This is a genomic window from Flavobacterium sp. (assembly GCF_043778725.1).
Classification (GTDB): Bacteria; Bacteroidota; Bacteroidia; order Flavobacteriales; family Flavobacteriaceae; genus Flavobacterium.
On sequence record NZ_JAYWFT010000185.1, the window covers coordinates 1 to 2,915 of the forward strand.

Sequence of the window (2,915 nt, forward strand, 5' to 3'; positions counted from 1 at the left end):
GTAGATGCACTTATTATTCCTGATGATTTCGAAAAAATATTGAATAATTTTGAAAATGCAAAAACTAATTTTAAAGCATTTGGTGCCTCAAGTCAACGATTTGTTTTAAGATGGATAAAACTTGCCAAAACCCCAGAAACAAGATTAAAAAGAATACAACAAGCAGCTGAATTGGCTGATAAAAATCAAAAAATTCCAGGTTTATAAAACATTATTTTAATGAATAAAATGCAAATTGTTGGTCATCGGGGTGCGAGCGGATTGTTACCCGAAAACACTCTAGCAGCTTTTCAAAAAGCCATCGATTTGGGTTGCAATGGTTTCGAGCTTGACGTTCAGTTGAGTTTTGATGATCAATTGATTGTGATTCATGATGAAACAGTTGACCGCACTACAAACGGCATCGGATTTGTAAACGAATTGACTTTAACAGAAATAAAAAGTTTGTTGATTTCACACAAATATAAAATTCCTACACTTGAAGAAGTCTTCGAAATAATTACCACTGATATTTTTGTGAATATCGAAATAAAGAATAATCTTGCTGTTGAAAAAGTTATAATTTTAATCGAGAAATTTATAGCGGAAAAAAGTTTTAAATACAGTAATTTTATCATTTCAAGTTTTGATTGGAAATGCTTAGAAAAAGTCAGATTATTGAACCGAAATATTTTAATTGGGGTTTTGACTGATAATAATATTGAGGGAGCAATTTCGTTCGCAAAAATAATAAATGCCAAATCTATCAATCCGTATTTCAGATTATTGAACAAAGAAAATGTTGCAAAAATTCAAAATGAATCTATCGAAATTCATGCTTGGACAGTTAACGAAATTGCTGATATTGAATTGATGAAAAGTCTGAATATTGATGTAATTATTACTGATTTCCCTGATAGAATATTGAAAGTTATTTAAAATTTAAACCCAAAAAATGAAAGTTTATTTCAGATTATTAAACGAAAGTTTTGGTTTTGCAATCAATGCATTACGAAACAATAAGTTGCGAACATTATTGTCGCTACTAGGCGTAACTATTGGTATTTTTTCGATAATTGCTGTACTAACCGCTGTTGATTCTTTGGACAGAAAAATTAAAAAAGACTTGAGTAGTTTGGATAAAAACACTATGTACGTGATGCGTTTTTCCTTCGGTCCAACAGAAATCCCAAAATGGAAACGAGAACAATTCCCGAATGTGAAATATGACGAATACCAATACCTAAAAGCCAATCTAAAAGATGCCGAAAATGTCTGTTTTCAGTTTTTCACAAAACCAGAATCTATAAAATACGAATCGAAAACAGTAAATTCCTTAAATGTTGTCCCCGTTACAGATGAGTTTGATGATATTCAGAAATTAGATTTTAAAACTGGACGTTTTTTTAACGAATCAGAATCTAATTCTGGTTTGCCACTCGTTATTCTTGGCAACGATGTAGCCACGGGATTATTCGAAAATTACGACCCAATTGGGCAGAATGTTAGGCTTTATGGGCAGAAATTCACTGTAATTGGCGTTATTAAAAAACAAGGTGCGGGACTTTTAGGCGAAAGTAATGATACTTCAATATTTATTCCTTCTAATTTTCTGAGAAAAAAATATGGTGACAATGCCGAATTTCTAACACCTGTTTTGCTCATAAAACCAAAAAAAGAAATAGACATTGAAGCTTTTAAAGGAGATATTTCTCAGAAAATTCGCAAATTAAGAAGCACAAAAACTGGCGATATTGATAACTTTTTTATTAATATCCTTTCGGGTTTTACAGATTTTCTTGATGGAATAATTAGTCAATTGAACATTGGCGGTTGGGCAATTGCAGGATTTTCGCTGTTAGTTGGTGGTTTTGGAATTGCTAATATTATGTTTGTGTCGGTCAAAGAACGCACCAATTTAATAGGCATTCAGAAATCTCTAGGAGCTAAAAACAAATTTATTTTGTTTCAGTTTTTATTCGAAGCCATTATTTTGTGCATTATTGGTGGCGCAATGGGTATGTTGTTTGTCTGGATTATTTCGATTATTCTGACAAACGCCCTTGATTTTGAGTTTGTTTTAAGCTGGCATAATGTTATTTTAGGGACTTGTTTGGCGGCAGTTATTGGGCTCATAGCTGGAATTTTACCAGCAATATCAGCTAGTAAGCTTGATCCTGTTGAGGCAATTAGAAGTGGGATGTGATTTTAAAATGGTCTCTTTTAAAAATTGTTCATTTTGGCACTGATTAAAATGATTTTAAATGAATAAAATCTTTTTGAATCGGTGTAATTGGCTTAAAAAACTTGCGATAACAGAAAAATCAATTATTAACTTCCAATAATTCTAATATCCCATTTTCAACCATTACAGAATCCCACAAATTGTTAATATTATCGATTTTCAATATTTCTTGCATAATGGTTTCTTGCTTGTCGCCAACGGCTAATGCTTCAGAATAAGGTCTTGTTGAAAAAGTCACTCTGCTGTAAAGCGGCACCCATTTTTCAGGATGTTTATCAGAAAAATGTTTCTCTATTTTCTTTTGTAATAAGAATTTTGGATCGGCGGTTTTGGCACTCATTTCCATAAAATTTCGATAAGACAATTCAGCAATTGCATCGGCATTTGGTTTTCTAGACAATTGGTATTCTGAGAAAATTTTATGCCAATCGTTGCCATATTTCTGAATCATTTCGTCTAAGATTGTAATATCTTCAAAACCAGCATTCATGCCCTGACCATAAAACGGAACAATAGCATGGCAAGCATCGCCAATGAGTGCGATTTTATTTTCGAAAGTCCACGGATAACATTTCATGGTAACCAGAGTACTGGTCGGATTTTTAAAAAAATCTTCAACCAAATCTGGAATTACTTTTTTTGTATCTGGAAAAAATTCTTCGAAAAATTTCACCAATTCCGATTCGGTTTT

General features: G+C 32.3%; 4 protein-coding genes. 3 read left to right on the forward strand and 1 reads right to left on the reverse strand.

The genetic code is table 11. From position 1 onward, the window contains the following. The 3 genes from ACH2CG_RS16675 to ACH2CG_RS16685 all read left to right on the forward strand — a co-directional run. A partial coding sequence (locus ACH2CG_RS16675) for a YdeI family protein (RefSeq protein ID WP_395067267.1) occupies positions 1-207 on the forward strand: 207 nt, incomplete at its 5' end. Between the two features lie 12 nt (positions 208-219). Further along, on the forward strand, positions 220-918 hold the full coding sequence (locus ACH2CG_RS16680; RefSeq protein ID WP_395067269.1) for a glycerophosphodiester phosphodiesterase: 699 nt from the start codon (positions 220-222) through the stop codon (positions 916-918). Positions 919-934: 16 nt separating this feature from the next. After that, positions 935-2,185, forward strand: coding sequence for an ABC transporter permease (locus ACH2CG_RS16685; protein WP_395067271.1), 1,251 nt, complete (start codon positions 935-937; stop codon positions 2,183-2,185). Positions 2,186-2,303: 118 nt separating this feature from the next. Here ACH2CG_RS16685 and ACH2CG_RS16690 read toward each other — a convergent pair. Then, positions 2,304-2,915 (reverse strand): FAD-dependent oxidoreductase (locus tag ACH2CG_RS16690; protein ID WP_395067273.1); only part of this gene is annotated, 612 nt, incomplete at its 5' end.

Coding starts and splice junctions, on each gene's coding strand:
- ACH2CG_RS16680 (WP_395067269.1), top strand. CDS start 220: ATGAATAAAATGCAAATTGTTGGTCATCGGGGTGCGAGCGGATTGTTA.
- ACH2CG_RS16685 (WP_395067271.1), top strand. CDS start 935: ATGAAAGTTTATTTCAGATTATTAAACGAAAGTTTTGGTTTTGCAATC.